3 protein-coding genes are annotated in these 2601 nt (G+C 62.1%); all 3 read left to right on the top strand.

The features are described from left to right. On the top strand, positions 1–699 hold a 699-nt coding region (locus F573_RS14485; RefSeq protein WP_038033583.1), incomplete at its 5' end, for a hypothetical protein. 61 nt (positions 700–760) lie between these two features. After that, the gene (locus F573_RS0113755; protein WP_019023073.1) at positions 761–1549 is read left to right on the top strand and encodes a PRTRC system protein B; all 789 of its coding nucleotides are present in this window, start codon (positions 761–763) and stop codon (positions 1547–1549) included. Next, the gene (locus F573_RS0113750) at positions 1549–2370 is read left to right on the top strand and encodes a PRTRC system ThiF family protein (protein ID WP_019023072.1); all 822 of its coding nucleotides are present in this window, start codon (positions 1549–1551) and stop codon (positions 2368–2370) included. Before F573_RS0113755 ends, F573_RS0113750 begins: the two co-directional genes overlap by 1 nt. Positions 2371–2601: the final 231 nt, after the last annotated feature.

Below are 2601 nucleotides of genomic sequence, written 5' to 3'. Positions count from 1 at the left end.
CCTGGCCTCCAGACGGGTTCGGATGTCGCGCACCTGGCGTGCGACATGGATGAGCTGGCAATGGAGTTTTCCGATCGCGCGCATAATCGGTTGAGCAACCCGGAAAACGCGACGGAATCCATTCTGGACGGGCTTCGAGACGAGTGGGAAGACGCCTGTATCGATATTGTCGGGGAGCGTCCGGACGACGAAATGTTTGAGCATGTCAAAACGCTCTATCTTCTGGCTCACGCGGCTCCTTCGGCGCTTTACGAGCCGCTCTTTTCTCTGCGTGCGGATGCTTCACGCGTTGATGCGATGTTCGAGGCTCGCCATGATCGGGGTGGCAGTGAATTGGATGCTCTGGTGGAGCGCGCCCATGCGCTATGGTTGATGGCGGATCGCGTGGACGAGGAGCGTTCCCGTGGGCCGGAACGGGTCATCCCTTATAGCCTCGGGGCCGGTCTTCTCGTTCTGGATACGGATCAGGAGGCTCGGCTGAAGGATGCCGCCGTGGAGGTTGCCGATTCCTTCCTGCGGATGGATATGGAAGCCGGCGAAGACAGGGATGCGGTCGCGTTCTCCCTGGAGCCGCAGCGGTGGGGCGAAACCCTTGATGTGCTTCGCCATATTCTGGACGCCAAAAGTCTCCTTCACGATTTGGCCGTTGCGCTGCGAAAAATTGACGAACCCGACAAGAGCGATAGCCTGAGTCCGTGAATCGAGCAACCGCACTTCATGCGGCGGAACCGGCCCGTAGCCGGATCGCAGGAGCCGAACGATGGCCTTAACCCCGACCTCTGCAATCCTCTTCCACGAGGAATCGGGTCAGCACCCTGCAACGGCGGGTCTGCAAGAACATGGCATCCAACTGGGTTACAGCTTCGGAAGCCCCAGCGTGCGTGGGCTTGCCACCGTGCATTCGGTCTATACGTCCGAGGGTGCGCCCCCGGCGCTGGGCGCGGGACGGGCACTCTCACGGGAGGATGCTCGGGACTTCCTTCGGGCGTTGGCAGGCGAACCCGATGAACCGTTCGACACCCTGGAAGATTTCCTCGACGGATCGGTGCTCTACAGCACCTCGAGGCTCCGGGTCTGGTTCGTGCCTCGTCGCAAACGGACGATGTATATCCGTCGCTCCGCTTCCTCCGAGGATCTTCGGCTGAACGTTTTCTGGCCGTCGCTGGTGTTCGCCGCAAACTCCGCCGGCCAGCTGTACCTGGCTGCGACGGCAGGGGTGGCTCGTCCCACTCCTCAGACGCGGCTGTTCCACCCGCCGCTGATGAACATTTATGAGCGAGGTGAAATCTGTCGCGGTTCGATTCGGACCCCGAGTCATCCGGTTTCTTCGTATGCGATGAAGGAATGGGAAGAAGCGGTATTCCAGACGTGGTTCACCCACGTTAATCACGACGCCACCTTCGCCTCCAGAGACTCGGTGAACACCGCCGAACACATCCAACGCTGGCGGTCGCTTGAGCAGGCCGGACGGAGCCCCAGGGTGTCCGAAATGGCGGAAATGGGGTGTACGTTGGCCCCGTGGGTTCGTTTTGTGGGGGAGCGTTCGTGATGATGACGAACAAGTTGACGGTTCCCGATTCCTGGCTCCATGAGCCCATCCCTGTGACGCTGGTTGGCGCGGGCGGCACCGGCTCGGAGGTTCTGGACGGCCTGGTGCGAATGCACCACGGTCTCGTCGGCCTTGGTCATCCGGGACTGAATGTCCGGGTGTACGATGGCGATACCGTGAGCGCGTCGAACATCGGCCGCCAGCGATTCGGCCCACGGGATGTCGGTCAGAACAAGGCCGTCACCCTGGTCTCCCGCTACAATCTTTTTTTCGGCCTCGACTGGGAAGGCGTGCCGATGATGGCGGACCCGGAAACGCTGAGGGGTGATCGGTGCGGCCCATGGGTGATGCCTCTGCTCGTGACTTGCGTGGACCGGGCCTCTTTCCGCGTCGCATTGGCCGACCACTGGACGGGTCGGGGTTCTCCGATGGGGCCGCCGCCCCTTCTCTGGCTGGATATGGGCAATGGGCAGCACCGAGGGCAGGTGGTTCTGGGGCATCTGGCCCGGGACGACCACCGTAGGCCGGAGTTCAAGCTGCCGCACATCGTGGATCTGTACCCGGAAATGCGGGACCAGACCGACGACGACGCGCCTTCGTGTTCGATGGCCGAGGCGCTGGCGTCGCAGGACCTTTGGGTGAACAAGTACGCCTCGATGGGCCTCTCCCTGATCTGGAGCCTGATCCGGGAGGGCGAGATCGACCATCACGGCATGTTCTTCGACTCCCGGCAGGGCTCCATGCAACCCCTGCACATTGATCCGGCCACCTGGTCGATGTTCGGGTACACCGCCCCCGAGGCAACGGGCGTGTCGGATTGACGGCGGCGCCATGAGGGAATTATTTTGCCCCTTCCCCCTCCGGGGTAGACCCCGGAGACAAGCCGGCCTCCACGGGCCGGCTTTTCTTTTGGGCGACCTCCGCTGCCCCCAGACTTCCAGGATACCCACGAAAAAGGGCGACCCGAATGGATCGCCCTCGATCGACTTCCCGATACGACCATCGTTTCAGGGCCGACTGACCTCCATGGCCTTCAGGATGGTCGATTTTTT

The sequence above is a fragment of the Thioalkalivibrio sp. ALE23 genome, from assembly GCF_000378545.1.
Classification (GTDB): domain Bacteria; phylum Pseudomonadota; class Gammaproteobacteria; order Ectothiorhodospirales; family Ectothiorhodospiraceae; genus Thioalkalivibrio.
Note: the sequence above shows the minus strand (reverse complement) of the source record. Positions and strands in the feature narration are given on the sequence as shown.

Bases quoted from the DNA above. Each gene is read 5' to 3' on its own strand.
- F573_RS0113750 (WP_019023072.1), top strand. From the start codon at position 1,549: ATGATGACGAACAAGTTGACGGTTCCCGATTCCTGGCTCCATGAGCCC.
- F573_RS0113755 (WP_019023073.1), top strand. From the start codon at position 761: ATGGCCTTAACCCCGACCTCTGCAATCCTCTTCCACGAGGAATCGGGT.